This window comes from Streptomyces sp. NPDC059080 (genome assembly GCF_042739975.1).
Taxonomy (GTDB): domain Bacteria; phylum Actinomycetota; class Actinomycetes; order Streptomycetales; family Streptomycetaceae; genus Streptomyces; species Streptomyces benahoarensis.
The window spans coordinates 179,922-203,369 of sequence record NZ_JBHYGX010000002.1 but is presented as its reverse complement, the minus strand read 5'-3'; the positions used below and the strand labels follow the sequence as shown (position 1 = coordinate 203,369).

Sequence of the window (23,448 nt, the reverse complement as noted above, 5' to 3'; positions counted from 1 at the left end):
CTGCTGGGCGTCCGCCTGCTCCTGCGCGTTCTTCTGCTCCTGCTCCTGCTGCTTCTTCGCCGCCGCCTTTCCGCTTTCGCGGGTGAACACGTACGTGCCCTCGACCGGCGTGCACAGCGCCTTCGGGATCGCGACGATGAACGGCAGCGTGGCGACCTCGTTGCCCAGAGCCGCCTCGACCTCCTGCCCGTTGTCGTCGGTGACCTTGAACGTCACGGTGGCCTCGCCGGCGAACACCACCATCGGCTCGCGGTACTTGACGCTGTTGACGCTCTTGGCCTGCGTGGCGGCCCGGTCACCCGTACGGCTGCGGAGGGACTGGCCGACGCCCGCGGTGCCCTCCAGGTAGCTCTTGCTCGGCAGGCTCGCGTGGCCGCCGCCGAACACCTGCCAGCCGCCCTCGCGCCACACCAGGTGACGCTGCGCGGTGCTGGTACCGGTCTCGCTCAGGAGGTTGAGGTCGGCGGAGTTGACCGTCCGCAGGTAGCGCAGCGTCTGGACCGCGCCGCCCGCCGCCGAGATGATCCGGTGCTTCTTGCCGTCGGCGGTCCCCAGCGACGTGCTGTTCAGCTTTCCGCCGCGGGTGAGCCAGCCCAGCTCGCTCCCGAACCGCTCGATACGGAAGCTGCTGTGGGCGATGGCCCGGACCTCCTGGGCCTCCTCCTCGGTGAAGATCGCGTCGACGATGGCGTCGATCCGCTGACGGATCGACATCGGCGCCTTCGTCGGCTGCTGCGCGCGGGTGGTCTCCTGGACCAGCTGGAAGTCACCGCCGGCGAACACGGAGTGGACCACGGCGGTGTCGGGCAGACCGCTCTGCCCCGGCGTGATGCGCCACACCGAGTGCGGCGGCATGTAGCTCTGGTGCCCCTCCGGGAACTGCGAGGGCGCCAGGATCCGCGGCGACGGCGCCGGCCGGTCCTGCCCCTGGAGGGAGGTCTCGATCATCTGCCGCGCCCAGTCGGTCAGGAACACCGTGGGCTCGTCGGCCTTTTCGGTCTCCGAGGTCTCGGAGAGGGAACGGAACCCGAGCGTGGTGTAGGCGACCGTGGTCTGCTGCGCCGGCTTCTCCTGGACCTCCGTGGTCCGCCGGGCCTCCTGGACCTGATGGGTCTCCTGGGACTGCCCGGTCTTCTGGACGTTCTGGGCGGGCCGGTCGACGGCGGACGCGTGGTCCGGCTCGTTCTTCGCGCCGGTGCCCCGGACGAACTCGACGCGGAGGAACGCCACACCGTCGAAGAGCGAACCCGGCACCTTGGTCTTGGTGGCGGTGCCGGTACGGGCGGACTGGGACGAGAGGACGACGTCGTCGGTGCCGACCGTCGCGCGGCCCTGGCCGACGACCTTGAACGGCACGTTCTCAAGCCCCGCCATCTGGCCGCGGGCCGCGTAGGTCGACCCGGAGCCCTTCGATGACACCTCGGTGACCGTGCGGGTCACGTCGGTGCCGACGTTGAACTCGGTCTCCACGGTGTCGTGGAGGTGCCGCATCGCCGCGACCTCGGTCGAGAGCAGCACCGACCCCAGACCGTCCGTCAGGTCGATCTGCAGCGGTTCGCCGTTCATCGTCGCGGTGAGCTGCTCGTGCAGCAGACCGAAGTCGACACGGGTCAGCAGCTGCGTCCGTACCTGCTTCCAGCCGTCGTCGCCGAAGACCTGCTTGCCGATGTCCTCGACGGAGGGGCTGCCGGCGACCTTCTGCTGGAGCAGGTCCTCCACGCCGTGCAGCCGGTTGCCCTCCAGGCCGGCGGCGTACACGTCCACGACGACATCGGTGGCGCCGATGGCGCGCAGCTCCCGCGTGCGCACGGCGGGCAGCCGCGGAACGCTCACCTCGGTCTTCTTCTTGTCGGTCGGGCCCCACTTCATGGGGATGTGACCGGTCAGGTCCCAGGCGGCGGCGGAGTGCTGGCCCGAGTCCCAGGACGGAATGAGCAGCGTCGTGGGAAGTCCGACGACGAACGGCGTGGAATCCTTCTTCTCCTCCTGCTGCTCCGGCGCCTTTGCGGCCTCGGCCCGCGGGGTCTGGACGGACGTGGTGGCGGGCGGCTGCGTCTGCTGCTGCGCGGTGCCGGCCTGCGGGTCCTGGACGGACAGCGACGCGCCCTTGCCGAGGATCTTGCCGATGCCGGTGGGGGTCACCTCGGAGAAGTCGAGGGTGAACTCGGCGACGGTACGTACCCGCATCGCCTCGGTCGGGGTCTTGGCGCGCGCGAACATCCGGCCCAGCTGTTCGTTGCCCTCACCGTCGGAGCGCTGGAGCTGCCTGCCCGTGGAGAAGTCGAAACGGCCCCCCGGCAGTTGGATGCGCAGGGCGGCGCCGTAGCCGAAGTTCCAGCCTTCCTCGTCCAGGTAACCGGCGCCGGAGGCGGACTCCGCGCCGTTCTCGAACTCGACCTTGGGCACGATCCCGGTCGTCACCGCGTCGCGGAACGACACACCGACCGCGATCTCACCGCTCCAGCCCGGGACGTCGATCGGCACCCACCGCTTGCCGCCGCGGCTCATGCCGGACAGCCAGGGCTTGATCTCCTCCGTGCCGAGGTAGTGGAGCATCTGCTGCCGTGCCTGCGCGGCAGCCTCCTCGCCGAGTGCCGCGCGCAGCGCCGGCATCACGGCCTCGACCAACTGGTCCTCGGACGTGCCGAGTTCCTCGACGTAGTCCCCGGCGCTCAGCTGCCCCATGGCCAGCCGCGCGGGCGGCGCCGGGAGCTGCGGCGCGGGGGCGGGCTCCTGCGTGGCCGCCGTCGGCGCCTTGTCCGATGTGGTGGCCGAAGAACTCTCCGCGGTCTTCTGGTCGTCCGTCGTCCCGGGCTTCTCCTCGGCCTGCTGGGATGCCGGTTCCGGTTCCGGTGCCGTGGCGAGGTAGTGGTCCTGGCCTTCGGCCAGTCGGACATGGACGAGGCGGACCGGTCGCTGGTTGGTGCCGAGGCCGTGCCAGGTGCCGTTCCTCGGGTGGAGGACGGAGACGGCGAGTTCCGGGAACTCCAGCGAGAACAGCAGCGGGACGAGGTCACCGCCGAGGGAGTCGTAGTGCCCCTTGGTGACGATGTCCTTGCTGATGCGGTCGGCGATGCCGGAGTGGTTCACCGCCTCCTTCCACGAGGCGATGTTCAGCGAGCCGTTCTGCACGTTCTCGCGCACGGCGTCCGGCACGTCTTCCCGGGCGAGGTAGCTCTTGAGGAGGTTCAGGAGTTCCTGTTCCCCCGGGGACAGCGTGGCCTCCTGGGGGTGCTCGCTCACCTGGGACGCCTCGTGCGGCGTGCTGTTCCGGACACCGGCCCGGTACAGATCGGAGAGCGGCGCGGCCACCTGCATCCAGAAGGACTCGTGGTCGGAGGATGCGCGCAGCGTGTCGAACCGGTCGGCGAGCAGCCGACGCAGCTGCTCGACGTCGTGCACGGGCAGCTCATCGGCTCGGTCGTGTGCCACGAGGGTGGCGAGAACGGCGTGGAAGAAGCAGTCACCGTCGGCTCGCGTGGCAACGGGCTGGAGCTTCTCCTGCGTCAGCCCGGGGGCCTGCTGGTCGTCCACCCGCTGCCCGGTCCACGGGTTGCGGGTCACCTGACGGTCCGGGTCGCTCTTCCCGGACTGCTCCTCGGACTGCTCCTCGGACGGGTGCTCGCTCTCCTCCTTCTCCGGCTTCTCCTGCTGTTCCTGGGCCTCGTCCCCGCTTCCGGCGCTCTCCTGCGACTCGGGCTCCGGGAGGGGGTCGGTCTGAGCCGGGGTGCTCCGGGCCTCGGTGTGCTGCTCCTGGTCGTCGGAGTGGTGGGAGGAGGCGTTCTCCGCATCGCTCCTGCCGGTCCGGCCCTTGTCGTCGGTTTCCTGGTGCCCGTCCGTTTCCACCACCGGCGGCGCGGCGGCCGTGAGCTGCACGAGGCCGTTGAAGGTGGCGCCCCAGGTGAGCTGGTACCCGCGGGTGAGCGGGTCGCGGTCCAACTCCGGCTGGACGTAGGTCTCGACGAAGGCGTCGCGGGTCATGGTGGTGCCGAAGGCCACGATGTCCTCGTCGGAGCCCTCCAGGGGCCGGGCCTGCCAGACCAGGGTGGTGTCCTGCTCCTCCACCTGCTGGGCGTGGAGGAGTTCGAGCAGCAGCTCATCCTCGGGGCCGTTCGCCCGCCGCGGCGGCACATACCAGCCGGAGGGTGTACGGATCGCGTGCGGGTTCCCCGTGTCGAGGCTGCCGAGGTTCCTCAGCATGCCCACCGGGGTCAGGCCGATCTGCACCAGATCGCGGACGAGGAAGGCGACGTCGTAGGCGCCGCTGGACCAGCCGAAGGGGCCGAGGACGCTGCGGGTCTCGATCCTGATGCGGACCAGCACATCGGTGGGACCGAACAGGTGGAGGTAGGTGTCCGTCGCCGTGCCCTCGACGCGGTTCATGTTCCAGCCGCCGGTGCCGGTGGTCAGGCTCGTGGACTGCGACGGGGACAGGCCCCCGCTCGCGCCGCCCGACAGCTCGCCGTGCAGCGGGTGCGCCGGTTCGGCGGACGCACCGGTGGCGTTGCTCCGGCTCCCGCTCGTGGAGAAGCTGTGGTGCTGCGAGCCGTACTCACTGCGCTCGACGGTCACCGGGCGGGCCGACCGGAAGGTGCCGGCCTCGACCGGGAGGAACGAGACGAGGACCTTGCCGAGCGTGTTCGTGAAGAACTCGTCCACCGTCAGGAGGTCGACCGGCACCTCGGTGGGGACCCCCGTCATCCCGTGCTCGATCAGATGCCGGTTCAGGACGTTGGCGTTGATGATCTTGTGCAGCGCGCCCTGTGCGGACGTGCCGCGTCCCGCGAGGCCCGCCAGCGGGCCGACGGTGGTCGCGTTGTGGAGGAACGTGCCGAAGAGCGCACCCAGCGGCTCCGGGTTCACCAGAAGCACGGCGTGCTTCAGGGCCAGGTCCTCGGCGCCGATGGAGTAGTTGACCTCGGGGCGCCACGTGGCGGGGAACTGCTGCGTGACGGCCGGCACGGCCCGCTGAACCGCGCCGTTTTCCTGGGTCTGCTGGGAGACGTCGGCCTGTTCCGCCGTCGGCAGGTCCTTCAGCTCCGAGACCGCGACCACCACTTCTTCGGTCAGCTTGACCTCGCGGACCTCGGGCCGGTGCGTGGTGGGCTGAACGAGCGAGGCCAGCGGACGGGCGGGCGCCAGGGCCTGCGAGAGGCGGACGGTGTCCACGACGGAGATCTTCAGCACGTCCTCCACCGTGTAGGAGACCAGGGGCCCGTCGAGGGTGAGGGCGTCGTGGCGGCGCGAGGCCAGGCTGTGCGCGGCGGACTGCGCCGTCGACGTGCCGCGGGTGAAGGACGAGGCGGACTCGGAGACGGCCAGGCCGAACGTGTGGCTCTTTCCCTGCGACTTCTTGTGCGCCACCTCCGAACGGGCGTTGGACTGGATGTACTTGCTCAGCGTGCCTTCGAAGGGCTGGCCGTGCTGCTTCGCGACGGTGCCGCGCTTCAGACGCAGGAGGATCTGCGTCTGGTGCCGGAAGCCGGGGCCGCCCGAGGACAGCGGCTGCAGGACCACACCCGCGCCGCGCAGGGCGTCCGTCATGCTGACCAGGGAGGCCGGGTCGAGCAGGATGTCCAGGGAGCCGGCCAGGGTGTTGCCCGGCAACTCCAGCTGCCACAGCGGGTTCTTGCTGCCCGGCGCGTGGCTCTCCAGCAGCGCGTTCAGCTCGTGAAGGATCTGCTTGTGCAGCACTTCCGCGGCGCTCGACGCCAGCCGCAGCGTGTCGGTGACGGCGGTGAGCGGCAGGTCGCGCGAGCGCAGCGTGCCCGGGACGGTGGTGCGGGGGGGCGTGGTCGTGACCGCGCCGGAGCCGGACGTCTGCGGCGCGGAGGTCACCGGCCGGTGCTGCCGCAGGAAGCGGATGCCGTCCTCGATCACGAGCCGGGTGACCGGAGCCGGCGTCCGCTCCTCCGTCGTGCCCGTCCGCTCCTCGCCGGTCCCCTCGGTGCCGGTGTTCTCGACGAGCTTCCGCTTCCACGTGCCCAGCTGGTTGACGTCCTCCCGGACGACGGTGACCTTCCAGGTGACGGTCCCGGACTGGAGGGAGAACGGCACGTCGTTGCGGAGGACGAAGTGGCCCGGGTTGACGTTCAGGACGTGGGAGTGGCTGCGGCCACGGCTGTCGCTCACCGACGTGGTGAAGGAGCCGCCGCCGGCCAGGGCGCCCGAACCGCCGCTGATGCCCGTGGTGTGGCTGCGGTTGCGGAAGAAGTTGCCGGTGGTCACGGAATGCCCGCTGGTGAACCCGGTCGAGTTCTCATGGGCGTTCATCACGTTGAGCAGCAGGGTGCCGGGCCGGCTCGGCGCGACCTGGGTGACGTCCGCCTCAAGCGCCAGCCGGAACCGCTGGTTGGTGAACGTCCCGTCGAGGATGAACCCGCCGGCCGTCGAGTGCGACGCGGTGTTCAGGACGGCGACGAGCTGGTCGGTGCTGACCATCGCCTGCGCCTGGAGTGCCGCGATCGCCTCCGGGACCTGGAGCTGCTCGTGCAGCACATCGGCGATGAGGCCGCGCACGCGGGATACGCCCGACGCGTCGATGACCCGGTCGCGGTGGGTGAGCGTGGTGGTGTCGTCTCCTTCCACCGTGACGGGCTCGGTCGGCGCCGTCGCGGTCTGCTCCTGAGCGGGCCAGGTGGGGGCCAGCCAGCGGGCCTCGCCCTTGAGGGGCCGGCCGGTGTGGCTCTGCGGTTCGGCGGGGACGCGGACGTACGCGCCGTTCCACTTCGCCCAGCTGTTGCCCACCGCCCGCTCGGCCCGGTTGATCACGCCCTGCGGCTTCAGACGGTGCACCGTGACGGACGGCGTCAGCACCGTCTTGTACGTGTACAGCACGTTCTCGTTCGCGTCGGACGGCGGCCGCATGTGGCCGTTCAGCCGGTACGTGTAGTACGAGTTCGTGTGCTGCCTGCCGTCGGTGCGTGACATGGACAGGCCGAAGGCGTAGCTCCCCGCTGCCACCGAGCCCAGGCTCATGCCGACGGTGCTGCTCAGCGAGACCGTGGCGCTGCTCGACACGGACGTGCCGGCGTCGTACATCGCGGCGGGCAGGTGGTCGAAGCCGGTCATCGGCATGCGCTTGCCGGCGACGGGACGGATCGTGCTGGTACCGGGCACGGCGACCCGCTCGCCCCGCACCTGGAAGACCACGACCTCCACGGAGTTGTCCGGGAGCCGCCGGGTCAGCGTCTGGGTCAGGCCGCTGTCCGAGAACAGCTCCGTCATCTGGCTGTTCAGCGACTCGGGGTGGAAGTGGGTGTCCATGAAGGCGGACCGGTCCGCCACTTCCTCCGGGCTCCATCCCTGGATGCCGGCGCGCTTCTCCGCCTCCCGCAGGGAGTGCACCAGCGCGTTGCGCACACCCCCGGCGCCGGCCAGCCCGGCGGGGGCGAACAGTCCGAGCGGTCCGGTCGGGGTGGTCAGCTCCGTCGGCGGCTCGGGCAGCGGCTCGGTCTGCTCCTCGGGCCGGGTGACGGTCAGTTCCTGGGCGCCCGGGGCGGTGTGCAGGGCGAACGGGTCGATCTGCCCGATCTGCTGCGGCTGTGCCTTCACCGCGCCGACGATCCGGTCGACGGCCGTGCGGAAGTCCGCGGCCTGCTGCTTGGGGATGCGCACCACGACATGGATGTCCGCGGAGTGGTCCCGGCCGACCTGGTGGAGCACCTCGGAGGCCATCTTGAGCCGGACGACCAGGTGGAACGGCACGGTGTCGTCGTGGTTCCGCAGCGTCTGCCAGCGGCCACCGCCGACGTCGTAGAACGTGGAGGCGCCCGCGCTGGTGCTCGCGCCGAAGCTGACCGAGCCCTTACCGGTGAGGGCCGACCCCTGGGTGTTCGGCGCCAGGGCGACACCGACGCCGAGCGAACGGCTGCTGCCGGTGCTGCTGTTGCCGCCGCGCAGCGCGAGCTTGCGGGAGTTGAGGGTGGTGGGGATCTCCGTCGGGTCGCCCATCTGCTCGGCGGAGAGGACCAGCCCGCGCAGGGTCAGCAGCAGGGCGTCGCCGTTGGCCATCCGGAACGGCGGCAGCTTCGTCTCCCCGCCCATGATCCGCATGAAGTCCGCCATGACGGTCATCTCGCTCAGGCGGTGGTGCACGTACTCGTGCAGTGCGGTGCCCGGGTTGGCCTCCAGGTGCGCGCGGAACAGCGCGTCGTGGACGTCTTCGAGGCCACCGATCTGCTGCACCACCGGGAAGGCGCGCAGCAACTCGTCACTGAGCAGCGCGTAGGCGGACTCCGGCGTGCCCTCGGGAAGCTTCTCGCTCTGCCAGGTGGCGCGCGGCATGTTCGCCACCCACGTGGTCAGCTCGGTCGGGAAGGCCACGACGAGCTCGCCCGGGGCCTCGGACATCGTGGCGGTGGCGCGCTGCGGCCTGACCGTCACCTGGAGCTTGACGCCGGTGAAGGCGAAGTACGTCAGCTCACCCTTCAGGACCACCGACGGGTTGGCGTACATCAGATCCATCGTGCTGTAGCCCTCGCCGCGGGAGGACTTCATGCCGATACCGATCTGGGGGGACACGCCCACCGGCGACACGGCGGCGGTGACCTTGCCGGAGTCGCCGAGGCTGACGCCGGTGGAAGAGGAGACGCCCGTGCTGCTGGAGACGTACTTCTGGGTGTACGCCTCCTGGTTACCGATGTTCTTCTGACCGCGCGGCCGGGTCCGCTCGCCGAACGGCCGGTACTGGTCCTCGATCACCTTCGCGTGGTCGCGGTCGACGCCGCGCAGCGCCACGTGGACGGTGTACTTCTCACCCTTCCGGGCCAGCTCCAGCGTCAGCCCGGCGCCCAGCAGCCGCTGCGCGAAGCCTCGCGGGCGGTACACGGACACGAGCCGGTGGACCTCGGAGCGTACGGCCGCCGGGACCCAGCTCGGGACTGTCGGCGACAGCAGACCGGCGACGGCGTCGGCGATCGTGTCGTACGTGTCCAGGCTCCGGGGCCCGGTCGCGGCGTGCTGAGTGTCCTTCGCCGGGTCGTGCGGCTGCGGCAGCTTGTCGAACCGGAGGCCGCCCAGCGAGATCGCGGTGCCGAACACGCCCATCGGGAACCGGCGTCCGCCGTGGGCGAAGCCCTGCGGCAGCTGCGGAATCGGATCGGTCGCCACGGTGCTGCCCGTCTCGGACACCGTGTCCGACTCCTCGACGGCTTCGAGGGTGGACTGCGGCGGCAGCTCCTCGTCGACGAAGAGCTGCGTCGTGGTGCCGCTCGGCGTCTCCACGACGAGGCGGGGCAGCGTGGTGCCGCTCGGCGTCTCCACGACGAGGCGGGGCGGCGTGGTGTGCGGGTCGGCGAGCGTGTCCATGATCTCGGACAGCAGACCGGAGAAGTCGTCCGCGCCCTCGCCCAGGGCGAGCAGGGCGGCGGACGGCCTGAGCATCTTGCCGTCCTTCTTCAGATCGATGCTGAAGACCGTGTCCGGCTCGGGGGGGAGCGGCAGCTGGTCCGCCGGGTACCGGGTGCTGTCCCCGTACGAGGTCCAGAACACCGAGCCGTCGACGTTGCCGGCGTACAGCCGGAACGCCTGGTCGCCGCTCGCCACCATCACCATCGAACCGGAGCCCGGTCCGGCCGCCTCCAGTTCGTCGGTGATCGCCGCGATCGCGGCCGGCAGGGACTCGTCCCGATAGAAGTAGGCGGGCTCGCGCCGCTCGGCGTTCCAGGCCGCCAGGCCGGCGTCATCCGTCACCAAGTCGTCGCTCTGCGTGTCCGTCCCGGAGTGGAGCGGGGGTGCGGACTGGGTCGGCAGTTCGCTGACGTCGAGCGTCGTGCCGGTGGCACCGGCCGCGGCGGTGAGGGCGTCGACAGTGAGCGGGTGGCCTCGCCGCTTGGCCTTCTGCGCGGTGTCGACCAGGCGGCGGCGGTGGTCGTCGGTGACCGTGGTGGTGCCGAAGGCCGCGTGGACCAGCGTGTCCAGGGACCCGGCGGTGAAACGGCTCAACGTGCTGCCGTTCCGGCGCTCGATCACCTCGGCGAGCCTGCGCAGCGAGACCAGCACGGACAGGTCGCGGTTGCCGCTGCGCAGGGCCGCGTAGAGGCGGTCGTGGACGCTCACCACGTCGACGGTCCGCAGCAGCTGTGTCTGGTCCAGCGGGGGCGGGCCGCCCACCCGCCGGCCCGGTGCGAGCAGACCGCGACGCGAACGGATCTGGAACGTGAGCGTGGCCTGCTGCTCCAGGGAGAGCGGGGGGAACGACGTCACGAGCGGGGTGGTCTCGGCGGCGCTGACGTCGCTCTCGTCGGTGATCCACTGCAGCGGGAGCCACTGGTCCCGCAGCTCCGCGTTGAGCGGCCGGAACTCCGCGTCCGTCGGGACGTCGAAGTTCTTCGCGTATTCGCGGGCGGCGTTGACCAGGAACTCGGGACCGGACAGCGTGGAGCTGGCGTCGATGACGTTCTGGAACTGGAACAGCTTGGTGGCGTGCCGCCCCGTCCAGGAGGTGTAGTCCTCCTCGGGTGCCATGGCCGGCACCTCGGGGTGGGGCAGTTGGGCGAGCACCTGTTCCAGGTACGCGGAGCGGGGCGGCGTGACGATCAGGTTGTTGTTGTAGTCGCCGCGGGCGTACCGGTAGCGGGCGACGCTCTCGATCTGGGCGGTGGTGGTGGTGCCGAGCGGCAGCCCCGCCTCGTGCAGATGGCCGCGGAGCCTCTCGAAGACGGCGTGGTCCCGCAGCATGGGCGCCATGAGCGGCAGGTTGGGGCCGTCCACCGCCATCCGCAGGGGGGACGTGGGCAGGGTGAAGTCGCCGGGGGCGATGTCGACGTCCATGTACGCACCACCGTGGAGCCACAGCAGTGAGTAGCGGATCACGTCGCTGGCCGAGCTGTACGCGCCGCGGGAGAAGGCGAACCCGGCGTATGCGCGCACCTTGTCGCCCACCGCTTCCGGGAGACGGTCGTAGAGCGTCGCGTCATCGATGCTCCGGACGGCGATGGCGGACAGCCCGCCGGTGAGCAGCGGGCCGTTGGCCGCCTGGGCGGAGGCGTCGAGCCAGAGATTCACCGTCCAGCCGGAGCCTTCTGCCCGCGCGACCCAGGTGCGCAGGTTCTCCAGCGTGGCGTCCTCCATCCGGCCGCCGACCCAGATGAAGTGCAGGTCCTGCGGGACGGTGGCGAGCGTGCCGTGGGTGCCACCCACCGTCAGCTCGCGCGGCATCCCCGCGAAGGTGAGGGCCGCCAGAGAACCCCAGTTGTCGGCCGTGGCCATGGCGTCGAGCCGCTGCTGCAACGTGCCCGAGGAGTGCGGCGCGCTCTGCGTCACCGGCAGCGGCGCGTTGATCACCGCCGGCGGCACCAGGACGGGCGCCTCGTCGGTCTGCTGCGTGACGGTGTCGTCGGACGAGGAGGCGGCGTGCGACGGGTGGAACACCTGGAACGCGCCCCGGTTGCCGTCGGCGTCCGGGTGGACGAGGAAGCTGAAGTCCTTCTTGCCCGGGATGGCGTTCAGCACCGTGGTGGGCGCCGCGACCTTCATCCCGGTCTCGTCCGCCACCGTCTGCGCGACCGACCTGCCGTACTCGTCCACGGCGCCCGCCTCACAGGCGGCCAGCACCAGCCAGGCGTTCTTCCCGGCACGCCGCTTGAGCTCCAGGATGCTGTGGCGCCGGTTGACGACGGACCTGGCGAACTCCTTCGGGGCGACGTGCACCGGCTCGCCGTTGACCGGAACGGTCAGCCAGCCCTTCTTGCCGTGCAGCAGGAGCAGGTACAGGTCGTCCTCGGGCTGCCACGGCACGGGGGCGAGGTCGGTCGACAACACGGTGTATTTGTCGCCCTGCTGACGGGCGGGGTCGAAGTGCGCGAAGTGCCGGTTGCGCAGGTCGAGATCGGTGTGGACGAGCAGCCGCTCGGCCTCCTCCTCCGGGGTGTGGAAGGAGCGGCCCGTGCTGATGTCGGTGCCGGGCTTGAGGATCACCCGGTTGTTGATGTCGGCGACGTCGATCTGTACCTGGCCCGCCGAGCGCAGATTGCCGGGGTCGGCGTTCTGCTGCGGTGCGGACCCGGATTCACCGTCGGCGAACCAATCCCGCACCGCCGGGTGCAGACGCTCGCGGGGCGAGTTCACCGTCCGCGGGTCGTGGAACGCCGCGTACGCCTCGGCGAACCACTCGTCGGGCGTGGAGAACTGGTAGTTGGACACGGCGTGTTCGCGGGCCGGGGCGTGGTAGCTGACCCACTGGCCGGTGTCGTGGGTGACCTGGTAGATACGCCCGTCGTGGCCCACGTCGGCGATGCCGCCGTCGTCGAGCGTCCACGGCTGTGCCATGGCCGCCTTGAGGTGGCCGACCAGAATCGTCAGCTTCGCCTGCCGCTCCGTGTCGCCGTGCGCCAGCTTCCCGGGGATCGACTCGATCGCCTGAAGGTCCGGGCCGTTGCTCGCGTCGTGCCGCTGGATGAGCCCCGTCAGGTCGCGGACCAGCTGCTCGTCGCCCTCGATACCCACCTTGTCGAGGAAGGCCACGGCGACGGCCCTGAGCGTCTTCGGCGTGCCGTGCGTCCGCCAGCCGCCGAACTCCTCCTTGTCGGCGTGGCGGATTTCCCATCCGACGCCGAGCTCGACGGCGTGCCCCAGCTCGTGCCGGAGCGTCCACGCGATGAGGCTGCCCTGCGCCAGGGCGTCGGAGACGCCGCCCATGACGTGCCGGGGCGGTCCGATGAGCCCCAGCGCCTCGGCGGTGGTCAGGCCCGGGTAGCCCAGGAGCGATACCCGGTCCATCACCTTCCGCTGCACCGCGCCCTCACGGCTGAGGAGCGGGTAGAGCCAGCCGGGCATGCCGAACGGCCGGCTCACCAGGATGGTCTTGGTGCTCACGTGGTACGAGGAGGCGGCGGAGGCGCCGCTCGTGTCGAGCACGATGCGCTGGAGGTACGGGTTGTCCGCCACGTGGGCACGGGGGACCGTGCCGAGCAGGTCCGCCAGCACCTTCAGCTCCGCGAGGGTGAAGTGGGCGCCGCCGGGCTCCAGCGGACCGATCTCGACGCCGAACCGCTCGGACAGCTCCCGTTCGCGTGCGATCGCCGCTTCGTCCGACAGCCAGGAGCCGATCGTCGTGCGGGAGCCCTGCGCACCGGGCTGGGACAGCAGAGCGCCCTGCGGGAAGTGCTGCGGGACGTACAGCTCCCACTCGTCGGTGGCGAGGTCGAAGTCCATCCCCACGGGCGCGTCGGTGAACTGCGAGGGCCCGCTCGCCTCGCGGATGAGGCGGTCGATATCCGATTCGACGGCCCCCAGGGACGGCGCATGGTTCTCCGGCAGGAGGACCATCAGTCCGATGGCGACATCGGGGTTCTCGTCCAGCAGTCCGGCGTTCAGGAGACCGTCGTAGGTGGCCGCCGCCCACTCCGGCGACACCGACCCGGGATCGTTCTGCCAGTCGGCCAGGCCCTTGCGCGCCTCCGCCACCATCTCGCGGGAGAACTGCTCCATCGTGTGCTCGATGAGGGTGTCGAGCCAGTCCCGCTGGGTCTCGTCCACCTCGCGCATCGAGCGGTGGATCCCGCGTTGCGGGCAGGGAAAGTCGCAGGCGAACGGGTCGGTGAGGACGATGACGGCCTTGTCCGCCGGGAAGAGGAAGGAGTCGAGGCTGATCCAGCTGCTCGGCGACGCCTGGTGGTCCGCGGTGATCTGCGCGGCGACCTGCTCCAGCGGCCCCTCCAGTCGCAGCTGCGGCTCGCTCTCCGTCACCCCGATCGCGGCCAGGAACTCCTGCTCCGGCAGGGCTCCGAGGCCCAGGGCCGGGTCCAGCACCATGAAGGCGGTGGTGCCGTCGTCCAACGCGGCGCGGACGCCGGAGACGATGTGGTAGTGCCACTGCACCAGGCCCGGCTCGGCGACGCCGGAGCCCGCGGCGTTCAGGGAACGCACGTTCAGCAGCGGATGCGCGCGGGCAACGGTGATCTTCTGGACGGGCGCGCCCCACTGCTGGAGCTTCATCGCCGCCAAGTGGGCCCGCAGGTAGCAGCCGCCCTCCGGATGGCCGTTCGGCATCGGCAGCTGCCCCATGGTGGGATGCAGGTACTGCAGCGACTCCAGCTCCGTGTACCAGGCGTGGACCTGGGCGAGGGGGACCGGCTGGGTGTTCACCACGTCGCCGAGCACATGGCCGACGGCCTGTGCGAGCTCCGGGGTGGGGGAGAGGCCCTGGAGCGTGTCGCGCAGGCTCGTATCGAACAGCTCCGCGAACGCGTCCTCGACCACCCACACCTTGCGCAGGTCCCGCCCGAGGCCGTTGAGCTGCCCCAGGGCGTCCCAGTAGGCGTCGTACCGGCCGTTCCGGGCGCTCTCCAGCAGGACGTACAGCCGGTGGGCGAACGCCTGCGCCTGCGGGAGGCGCTGGGGCCGCACGCCCTCGGCGACATGGCGTACGTCGATGTCCCACCCGTCCTGCGGGGACCGCGGCCCGTAGAAGTGCTGGAGGAAGGCCAGGACGGACTCGGTGCCGAGCAGACCGGAGAGCTGGTAGGAGTACAGCGCCACGGGCAGGGGGAACCCGTTGCGCTCGAAGAAGGCGCGGTCGAAGGCGTCGGCGGCCTGGGCCCCGGCCGGTGCCGCGTGGCTCTCCAGGAACTGCTGGAGCTGCACGGGGTCCACGCGATCCCCGAACAGGAACTGCGTCACCTCGTCCGCGAGCTGCTCCTCGGCCTGGAACATCACCGGATCGTCGTTCCTGTACGCAAGGATGAGCTGCTCGTCCAGCACCGCGTCCGAGCCGGACCACGGGGGGGACGACTGCGACGCCGGGACGGTGAGGGTGGTGAGTCCGGTGGACGTGAGCGGTCCGGCCTCGTGGTGTTCCTTCCCCGCAAGATCCTGCTGCGCCACGGCGGGTTCGCCGGTACCGGTGCGCTCCGCCGGATGCTGTGACGTCTTCGGGGCGCTGTCGTACTCCTCCAGCCAGGAAGCGGAGAGGTCGTGCGGCGCCCACAGACCGCGGTATGCGGAGAAGAAGTCCTGGTGGTGCGCGGAGGCGAGCTGCACAAGGGTGGTTTCGTCGGCCGGACGGTCCTCCGCGAGCGTGGTGTACGCGTCGGCGGCGGCGTGCAGAGCGGCCGGGGTCTCCGCCTCGAAGCGGAAGTGGTCGGGGAGTGCGCTCTCCAGCTGCCGGATCCGGCGCTTCCAGTCCAGCACGCCGGCGAACATGTCCTCCGTACCGGGCAACCGGCCGAAGGAGGCGGTGAAGGCTTCCGCGGCACGCTTGCGGAAGTCGGCGCCGACCCGCGCGATCGCCTCGTCCGTCAGCTCCTGCCCGGGGTGGTGGGCCTGCCAGTCCGTGAGCTGTGCGGTGAAGGACCGGTCGGCCGCCTCCCGCGCGGACACCCTGGCGACGACGGCCGTCAGCTGCGCCCGCAGCGGTTCGCCGCCGACCAGCTTCTCGTACGTGGCATCCCACGCGTCGAGGGCCTTTGCGGACCAGCCGCGGGTGGAGATCTTGTCGAACGCGGTGCTTACGGCCGCCGCGACGGAGCCCTGGACCACCGACACGGCCAGGGCCGGTGCCGTGTCCGGCACGGAGTCGGAGAAGTGCCCCAGCAGTTCCTTCGCCAGGCCGGCCGGCGTGCTCAGCGCCGAGGCCGCGGTCGCGACCTCCTTCAGCGACGTCAGGACCACGGCCTCGCGCGCGATCTGCGTGATCAGCTGCGCGGGCACCTTCGCCAGCACGGACGTGAACTGCTCGTCCCACCGCTCCAGCGCCCCGGGGTTCTCCCCACGCGCCACCGAGGTGAGGCCGGACACCGGGGGGAACGCCTCGTCGAGCGCGGCGTACATCCGGTCGCGCACCACCCCCAGACCGGCCCGGGAGAGGACGTGCCCCTTCGCGTCGAAGCGCTCCAGGAAGTCTTTCTGCGGCCCCGTCAGGTGCGCGGCGAGCTGCTGCGTGGCGGCGGTGAACTGCTCGTCCGCGCGGTTGCGCTGCGACGCGCGGAACGCCCGCCGGTCCAGGGCGGAAGACAGCCCGTCGAGCAGCGTGTGCAGCTGTGCGTTGCCCCGCTGTACGTTCTCGGACAGGCGCTCGCCCCGGAGGTCCTCAACCGTCGCGAACGCGGCACGGATGTGCTTGTCGAGCCTCTTCTCGAAGAGGGCCCACTCCTCCGTCGCGACCTGCTGCACGAGCTGTTCGTCGAGGACGAAGGCGGGGGAAGCGGCGCCGGTACCGGGCAGGTGGCCGTTGCTCCAGGAGGTGACGGCGCGCTGGAAGGCGGCGCGGCCTTCCGCCAGGGCGGCCTGGTGCGCGGCCTCAAGGTCCGGCCGGCCCTGCAGCACATCGAGCTGGCGCGGCAGCGACTCCCGCAGATCCTGGGAGGCGTCGGACTCCAGCTTCCGGATGCGGGACGCCTGGTCGCTCAGCTGCTCCAACTGCTCCGGCGACAGGGCGTGCCCCTCCTCCTGCGCCCAGGTCTCGACGGTCTCCCGGACCTGCTCGCGGTAGGCCGCGTCGCGGGCCGCCTGGTCGATCAGGTCCTCGTACTTCTCCTGCAGGCGCTGCTCGGCCTTCCGCATCAGGGGCACCCGCCAGTCGTCGTGCCCGACGTGCGAGGGGACGGGGGTGAAGGCCGTGGTGTCCTCGCCGAGCAGGGCCGGGTCCTCCCGGTACCGGGCGCCTTCCCGGAGCAGGGACATCTGCTCGGCGTACTGCTGCTTGACCGCCGCCAGCGAGCCGGGGTCACGCTCCAGGGCCTTGAGCGCCTGCGCCTTGCTGTGGGACTGCTCGGCCTGGTACCAGGCGACGGTCTCCTCGCTCCAGACACGCGTGTCCGCCTGGAAGCCGTAGGAGCCGAAGTACGACCTCAGCTTGTGGGTCAGCTCCGCCATGGGGACGGCGTTGTCGGTCAGGTGCAGCGCCTTGGCCCGGAACGCCTTGGTGATCGCGGGCGACAGCTCCTGAGCCCGCTCCTCGGGCGTCTGCGCGGTACGGATCTCGATGTACTCCAGCTCCATCCGAGCCAGCTTGCCGTCGTACCACTCCCAGACCTGGCCGTCCCAGTGGGCCTGGTGGCCGCTGAGGTCGTTGTTCCACAGCATGTGAGGGATCAGGCCGGGCCGGGGAGTGAGCGGCCCCTGCTTCAGCACGGAGCGGAACTCGCTCTTGAGGTCCTCCCGGACCTGCCAGTTCTCGTACGCCTGCTGGTACTTGTCGCGCACCTGCTGCGCGGCGTGTTCGGCCGCCTGGGTGTCGGACTGCCCGTCCTGGGTGACGGCCCGGACGAAGTGGCCGGAGAACTCGTTCTTGAGACGGGAGGCCGCCGCCGAACTGTCGAAGGCGGAGTGCGTCCGGCCGGACTCCAGCTGGGAGTAGTACTTCCAGGAGCGGCTCACGGCGGGCTCGGCGGTCTGCTGCGTGCCCGCCTTCTGCGGCACCTGCTCCTGACCGGGGGACTGCTTCAGGGAGACGTCCGAGGCGTTCCGGTCCGTGCCGGTGAGCACCGGGGCGTCGAGCTTCACGGTGATCTGCTGCTGACCCTGGGGCCGTTCCTGAGTCGGGAGCTGCTGGTCCTTGGCCGGGGGGTGTTCCTTGGTCTGCGGCAGTTCCTTGGTCTGCGGCAGTTCCTGGGTCTGGAGCTGCTGGTCCTTCCCGGCCTGCTCCTGCGCGGCGTGCTGCTGCGCCCCGGCGTGGTCCTGGAGCTTCTCCGGCTCCAGGTGGTCCTGCGTGGTTCCCCGGGTGCCTGCACCGTCCCGGCCCGTGCCGGCGACGGCCGGGTCGTTGGCCGGAGCTCCCGGCTTCGTCGCGGGGGCCTCCTCCGTGGCCCCGTGCTGCTCCAGCTTCTTCATCGCCTGGAGCTGATGCGTGGCCTCGGCCTTCTCGACGCCCTTCTGGAACGCGTCGGAGGTGTTCTTCTCGGTCGCCAGCCACGACGTGAGATCGGTGGCGGAGGGGTTGGCGAAGTGGTCGTGGAGGGTCACCCAGTCGTCCCGGAAGGCGGGTATGACGTCGGTGCTTCCGTGCCAGCCCGGGGTGGGGGAGTTGTCGAAGGCCGAGTGGTCGCCGAACTTGCTCTCGAAGACCTCGCCCGCCTCGAAGGCCGCGTCCTGCCGGAAGGCGTCCTGGTCGAGGTGCGCATAGCGGTTGTCGAAGAGCTTGTCGGCTTCGTTGCGCCACTCGCGGAACGCGGGGTCCAGGTCACCGCCGAGCATCATGTGCTTGCCGGTGCGCAGGTCGCCGAGGTGTTTCTCGGCGAGCTGCTCGATCTTCGCGGCCAGTTCGTCCGCGACACGCTCCAGCGTGGTCTCGTGGTGGAGGAGAGAGTTCTCGATGGCGTTCCGCGTCTTCGTGACGTGTGCGTCGACCTCGACGTGGTACTTCACGCGGTTGGCGAGCGCCCGTTCGTCCACCATCAGGCCGACGGCGTTCCGGCTCTTCTGCGCCGCGTTGTCGACGGCGGTGTGCCACGTCCCCTTCTCCTTGGGGAGGTGCGAGAACGCGTCGTTCACGGCGGCCGAGAGGTCCTTCTTGAGGCTCTCCCACGCCTTGGCGAAGGGCGCGTCGGCGGTGTTGATGTCGTGCCAGAGAGCGGCGTCCTCCAGCTTCTGCTCGATGCCGGGGAACACCTCCTGCTCCAGCCGGAGATGTTCGCGCAGCCGGGTGGCGGTGCTGTGCAGTGCCTGGTCGGTGGCGTGCGGCCCGTCCAGCCCGTCCGCGTGCAACTGCCGCATGTCCTGGTAGGTGTCCAGCAGCTGGTTGCGGACGCCGTGACGCCAGCTCTCCCGGCCGCCGTCGTTGCGGAAGGTGTCGTCGGCGATGTCCGTGCCGCGCTGGGCGGCGGTGGCATCGTCGTAGTAGTCCTTCATGAACGCGTCGGTACGCGCCTCCACCTCCTTCGCGAAGGCGAGACGGTCGGCGGGGTCGCCCAGCTCGTGGAGATCGGCCGGCGACAGTTCCTTGCCGCCCGCGGCCTCCTGCTTGGCTTGGAGCTCCGCGGTGTACTTGGACTTGACGAGGTCGACGAGGTCCTTGGGGAGCGGCTTCTGCTGGTACGCCGTACCGGAAAGGTGGTCGTCGAACGCCTTGGTGACCTGCGGATCGGGGGCCGCCCCGCGGGCCCGCGCATCGAAGCGCTCGGGCAGGCTGTCGATGAGCTGCTTGTGGACGTCGGACCAGGAGTGGATCAGGGACTCCGGCTCGACGACCTTGCCGGGCTCGGGCGCCTTGGTGAGCTTCTTGAACTCGGCGTGGAGGTCGGCCGTGACGTCGTCCAGGACGGCCTTGACGTCCGCGGCGACCGGCTTGTACTCGGGGAGCCCGGCCAGCTCACGGAAGTCGCCCGTCTCCTTCGCCTTCGCGAGGACGGCCTTGTCCACCTTCGCCTGACCGGTCGCCATGACCCGCTGGTCCAGTGGCTTCCAGTTGGCCGCGGCCTTCTCCACATCGGAGGAGAGCTTCGACAGATGGATGTTCCGCTCCTCGGACACCTCCAGAACGTGCTGGTAGTGGCCGACGAGCCGCTCCTTGGCCACGGCGTGCTGCGCTGCCAGAGCGGGGTGCTGGTAGGGCGAGTCGCTCGCCCTCGGGGGCGTCCAGTCGCTGCCGTGGAGGCGGCCTTCCGCGTAGACCTTGTCGAACCCGGACAGCCACTCGTGCCGGAAGTCCGCCTTCATCTGCTCCGCCACGGCGGGGTCGATGCCGTGCTGTCCGTCGGTGAGATCGCGCCATGCCTGCTCGGCTTCGGCGCTCACCTTCGGCAGGTGGTCGGCGGTCTGCGCCAGCTCGGGTGCCGAGTTCCTGATGTCGGTCAGCGACTTGTCGAGCTGGGTCACCGCGTCGTTGACGTGCGTGGCGGAGTAGCCGGTGGTGCCGAGCCCCTTGCGGACGTCGGCCACCGCGTCCTTCGCGAGGTCGTCCAGCCGGGACTTCACCCAGTCGCCCTGCCCGCCGAGGTCGTTCGCGTGCCGCAGGGACGTGGGGCGGTGAGGATCCAACAGTTCGTTGATCTTGGTCTCGAACTGGAAGCGATCGGCGATGCTGTGGTCCAGCTTGGACAGCGCGGACGCCGTATCGGCCGAGAGGTCCGGCGTCCTGGTGCCCACCGGCTTGCTCTTGATGTCGGCGAGCAGCTGCTCCGCGTCGTTCTTGAGCGAGGCGTGGACGCTGTTGGTGTGCTGCATCCGGCCGGCGGAGCCGTGCCCGAGATCCTTGTGGGAGGCGTGCAGCAGCGTCTCGTCGAGGACGGTCGGCAGCTCCGACACGAAGTGCCGGATGTCCTCCGCCGCCTGCAACTCGGATTCGAGCTGCTTGACGATGGTGTCGTGCTCGGCGCCCCACTTCTTGAGCACCTTGTCCTCGGCGGCCTTGATCTCCTTGCCGCTGAGCTTGGGCGTGAGCTTCTTCGGCAGCGGCTTGTGGAGCGTCCTGGCGCCTTCCTCCCCGGCCATCTTCGAGAAGTGGTTCCGGGCGCCCTCGTGGTAACGGTCGCCGAGGGCCTTCAGGTCGCTGTCGGACCAACTGGGGTCGGTGTCCCGGGCCACGGCCAGCTTGTTGTCGATGTCCTTGTGCGTCTGACCCAGAATGTCGTCGAACGCGTTCTTCCGGATGGTCTCGTCGACGATGCCGCGCTTGATGTCGTCGGCCATCGTGGCGAACTGGTCCCGTGCGTCGGGGACCTGCCAGTGCGGCTTCTCCTTCAGCGGCCCGGAGGAGGCATCCGCGGCCTTCTCAAGGCTGGCGCGGTACTCCTTGGCGGCGGAGGCGGCGAACTCCTCGTCGAGGCCGCGCCATTCCCCCCGCGCCTTGTTCACAAGGCCGTCGATCTGATGCTCGAACTCCTCCTCCAGGCGGTACAGCTTGGCGCGCCCGCGGTAGGTGTCGTTCATCTTGTTCAGCTCGTGCTGCCACTGCTTCTCGGCCTTGGTGACCTGGGCCGTGGTGACATCCGCGTTGTCGCGGAGCTTTCCGAAGATCTGCTCGTGCTGGGCGCGCAGCTCGTCCACGGCCTTGTCGAAGACCGTCTGCCGCTCGGCGGTGTCCAGGTCCCGCAGGGCCTTGGACGTGTTGGCGGTCTTGGTGAACTGCTTCTGCGCCTTCTCCAGCCCTGCGTGGAGGTGTTCCTGCGACGCCAGTTCCTTGACCTGATCCGCCGCGTGCAGCTTGTCGGCGAAGTCCTTCTTCACCGAGCCGCGCACGTCATCCCACGTGGCCTGCTTCCTGGCCGCCGAGAACTTCTCCGTGAGCTCCTTGACGGCGGACGGCTTCTCCGCCTGCTCCTTGGCGGCGTTGGTGGGGGCGGCGTCGTTCCCGACGTCGTGCTTCGGGGCGGACGCGGCGTGCCCCTCGCCGGGGGCGCCCGACTCCGACGCGTGTGTGGCGGTCCGGTGCTCGGCGGTGACCTTCTTCTCGCCCTCGGCCCCCACCTTGTGGTCCTCGGCGGCCTTCTTGTCGGAGGACGCGGAGGTGTGCTCGGTGTTCTCGGCGGAGGCGTTCGTCTCGGCCTTCGTCTCGGCCTTCGTTTCTGCCTTGCTCTCCGCCTTCGTTTCTGCCTTGCTCTCCGCCTTCGTCTCGGCCTTCGTTTCCGTCTTCGTCTCGGCCTTCGTCGGCGCGTGCTCGCCGGTCTTGTCGGCGGCGGTGCCCTTCGACGAGGTGTTCGTCGTCGAGGTCCCGGACTGCGTCTCCTTGGTGGAGGCGGACGCCTTACCCGTGTCCTTCACGGTGTCCTTCGCCACGGCCGATTCCTTCGCCGCCGAGTCCTGAGCGTGCTGCTTCTGGGCGGACGCGCTCTGGTTCTGCTTCTCGGCCGCGCCGGTGTGGGTCTGCTCCGTCTTGGCGGCACCGTTGGTGGTCTCGGTCTTGGTGGCGCCGGCGTTTTCCGTCTTCGCACCGCCGCTGTGGGTGGCCTCCGTCTTCGCGGTGCCCCCGGTGACGTTCTCGGACTTGGCGGTGCCCCCGGTGACGTTCTCGGACTTGGCGGTGCCCCCGTTGACGTGCTCCGTCTTCGCCTGCTGGACCACGGGCGTCTCGTGGGTGCCCTTCTGGGCCTGCCCTCCCACCGAGACGGCCTCGTCCCCGGCCTTCACCGATGTGCCCTCGGAGCCGGTGTGCTGCTGGTGAGTGCCCTCCTGGCCGACGCTCTTGTCGGTGGTGTTGCTCTTCCCGGCGGTCTTCTCGGGGGCGTGGTCGATCTGCTCCGAGGTCTTGTTGTTCGTCGGGGAGTGGGCGGTGTCCTCCGCCTTGGCCGGGGTGCCCTGCGACGGCGACTTCTGGCTCTGGTTGTTCGGGGCGTGCTCGTTCGCCGACGGGTGCGTACCGGGCTGCTTGTTGGCCGTCGGTGTGCCGGTGGTCTCGCCCGACGAGGACGGATGGGCCGTCTCGTTCGGGGTGGACGTCTTGGACGTGGCCGGGGCGTGCTGCTGGCTGACGGACGTCGAGGTCTCGGCGTGGGTCTGGTTCAGGGAGCCCGGCGTCTTGTGGGGCGCCGTTCCGCCGCTGACCGAGGTGTTGGGGTGCGTGACGTTCGGGGTGGGGCGCCCCGGCTCGACCGGTGTCTTGCCGCCGACGATGCCTCCGTCGGTCTTGGCGGGGACCCCCTTCGGCCCGTTCGTGAAGGTTTCGCCGGGCCCGCCCTTGCCGGGTGTGGCCCCGTTCGGCACGAACGGCGTGTTCTCCGCGTGGCCGGTGATGCCCTTCGCGCCGCCGCCGGCCGGCGTCATCGAGCCGGGCGACTTGATCGTCGGGGTGGCGCCCCCGGTGAGGCCGCCTGTGGGCGCGCCACCGATCCCGCCGCCGTTGGGCGTGGTCATCTCGGCGGGCTTGATGTCGGGGGACTTGATCGTTGAGCCGCCGTGGGTGAGGTCGCTCAGCCCCTTCTTCGCCATCCCGATGCCCTTGATGCCCGGGCCGAGGAGGCTGCCGGCGCCCGCGAGGCCCATGTTGATGGCCTCGCTCTTCCACCATTCGCCGCTCCCGAAGTCGGGCATGGCGGTGCCGGTCACGGCCGAGGCGAACGCCTGCGCGGCGATGTCGAAGCCGAGCTGGGCAGCGGCCTGGATGGCCACGTCGGTGGCGACGCCCGCGGCGAAGACCGCCGCCGCGGCGGCGCCCTCGATGACCGCGCCCATGGCCTCCAGCACCGCGGTCATCGCCGCGACGACCGCCGACAGCGGCAGCAGCACCGCCAGGGCGACGGCGGCGACCGCCGGCAGGATGAATTCGATCAGCGCCTTGATCGATTCCATCTCCGCGGCGTGCAGCTCCTGCGCCTGCAAGTTCTTGATGTAGTCGCCGAACGCGTTGATGTTGTTGCCCATTTGCCGGGCGTCGTCCACGGCGATCTGGATGCGCTGGTTGTGCAGGGTGTTCCAGGAGTCCTGGACGACGTTGTTGGCGTCGCCGCTCCACTGCATCCCGTGGACGGCCGCGTCCATGGTCGACATTTCCTCCCACAGCAGGTCGCTGAAGTCGATCCACGCGTTGCCGAGCGCGTAGATGCTGTCGGTGACAGTCGGATCGGGTTCGTACAT

The 23,448-nt window shown here is 70.3% G+C and carries 1 protein-coding gene (cut by a window edge); it reads right to left on the bottom strand.

Annotated elements, in window-relative coordinates; translation table 11 throughout:
- A protein-coding gene (locus tag ACFWWQ_RS02100) for a glycosyltransferase (protein WP_384588601.1) crosses the window boundary here: on the bottom strand, window positions 1-23,448 show its 5' portion. Its footprint begins 20,733 nt before the window's first position; 23,448 of the gene's 44,181 nt are visible here — the first part of the coding sequence; it begins with the start codon at window positions 23,446-23,448; its stop codon lies beyond the left edge, outside the window.